This is a genomic window from Streptomyces phytophilus (assembly GCF_013870535.1).
Taxonomy (GTDB): Bacteria; Actinomycetota; Actinomycetes; order Streptomycetales; family Streptomycetaceae; genus Streptomyces; species Streptomyces phytophilus.
Genome location: NZ_JACBXC010001256.1, coordinates 1 through 1,729 on the forward strand (window position 1 = coordinate 1; position 1,729 = coordinate 1,729).

Below are 1,729 nucleotides of genomic sequence, written 5' to 3' on the forward strand. Positions count from 1 at the left end.
CCCGGCGCGACCGCCGCGGACTGCGCCAAGGCCGTCGAGTCCGGCGACCCGGTCGCCGAGGCCGTCTGGCAGGACGCCGTCGACGCCCTGGCCGGCGGCCTGATCACCGGCATCACCCTGCTCGACCCCCGCCGCATCGTCGTCGGCGGCGGCCTCGCCGAGGCCGGGGACACCCTGTTCGTACCGCTTACCCGCGCCGTCCGGGCGCGCATCACGTTCCAGACAACCCCCCAGATCGTCCCGGCGGAGCTCGGAGACGCCGCCGCCTGCCTGGGCGCCGGGCAGCTCGCCTGGGACCTACTCGCCACGGAGGTAACCGCCTGATGCGGGATTCGATGCGGGAGGGCGGCACGGTGCTCACGGGCGCCCGTGTGGTCCAGCCGACCGGCACCGTAGAGGACGCCAGGCTCACCGTCGCGGACGGCCGGATCGCCTCGGTGGCACCGGCAGACGCGGCTCCGCAGGCCCCCGGGGAACCGCGGGACGACGGCGGGCCCGCGGCGGTCGACCTCTCCGGGCACTGGATCGTCCCCGGCTTCGTCGACATCCACGTGCACGGCGCCGGCGGCGCCTCCTTCTCCGGCGGCACCCACGAGCAGGCCCGCACCGTCATCGACACCCACCGCGCCCACGGCACCACCACCATGCTCGCCTCCACCGTCACCGGCGACCTGGACGACCTCGCCCGGCAGGCCGGCGTCCTCGCCGAGCTGGCCGAGGACGGCGAGCTGGCCGGCATCCACTTCGAGGGCCCGTTCATCTCCCCGCACCGCTGCGGCGCGCACCAGCCCGCGCTGCTGCGCGACCCCGCGCCCGCCGACGTGCGCAAGCTCGTCGAGGCCGGCCGCGGGCAGACGCGGATGCTCACGCTGGCACCGGAGCTGCCGGGCGGACTCGACTCGGTACGCCTCCTCGCCGACAGCGGCGTCATCGCCGCCGTGGGCCACACCGACTCCTCGTACGACGCCGTGCAGGAAGCCGTCGCGGCCGGCGCCACCGTCGCCACCCACCTGTTCAACGCCATGCCCGCGCTCGGCCACCGCTCGCCGGGCCCGGTCGCCGCGCTGCTGGAGGACGAGCGGGTGACCGTCGAGCTGATCAACGACGGCGTGCATCTGCACCCGGCGGTGCTGCAGTTGGCGTTCACGCGCGCCGGGAGCGGCCGGGTCGCGTTCATCACGGACGCGATGGGCGCCGCCGGCATGGGCGACGGCCGCTACCCGCTCGGCCCGATGGAGGTCGACGTGCAGGACGGCGTGGCCCGGCTGGTCGACGGCGGGTCGATCGCGGGCTCCACGCTGACGCTGGACACCGCGTTCCGCCGGGCGGTCACCGTCGACCGCCTGCCGGTCGGGGACGCCGTGGAGGCGCTGTCCGCGACGCCGGCGAAGGTGCTGGGCGCGTACGACCGGATCGGCTCGCTGGAGCCCGGAAAGGACGCGGACCTCGTCGTGCTCGACGCGCGGTTCGCTCTCGTCGGGATCATGCGCAAGGGTGCGTGGATCGTCGAACCCGGTAGCTGAAAGCGCGCCGTCGGCGGCGCGCGCTGTCGACGGCACCGGGGCACCATGGCAGGATCTTTCGCGCATATGTTCCTCACCGTCACACTCAACCTCGCACTCGACGTCACGTACCGGGTGCCGCGGCTGCGTGCCCACGAGTCGCACCGGGTCACCGACGTCACCGAGCGGCCCGGCGGCAAGGGCCTGAACGTGGCCCGGGTGCTCGC

The 1,729-nt window shown here is 74.8% G+C and carries 2 protein-coding genes and 1 pseudogene; all 3 read left to right on the top strand.

Features of this window, described 5'->3' with window-relative positions:
- On the top strand, positions 1 to 324 hold a 324-nt coding region (locus tag H5J30_RS31345; RefSeq protein WP_181790933.1), incomplete at its 5' end, for an ROK family protein.
- Positions 324 to 1,523, top strand: a complete 1,200-nt coding sequence (gene nagA, locus H5J30_RS31350; RefSeq protein WP_181790935.1) for an N-acetylglucosamine-6-phosphate deacetylase — start codon at positions 324 to 326, stop codon at positions 1,521 to 1,523. The genes H5J30_RS31345 and nagA, both read left to right, overlap by 1 nt.
- Positions 1,524 to 1,589: 66 nt before the next feature.
- A pseudogene (locus H5J30_RS37100) lies at positions 1,590 to 1,729 on the top strand (1-phosphofructokinase); the annotation flags it as partial.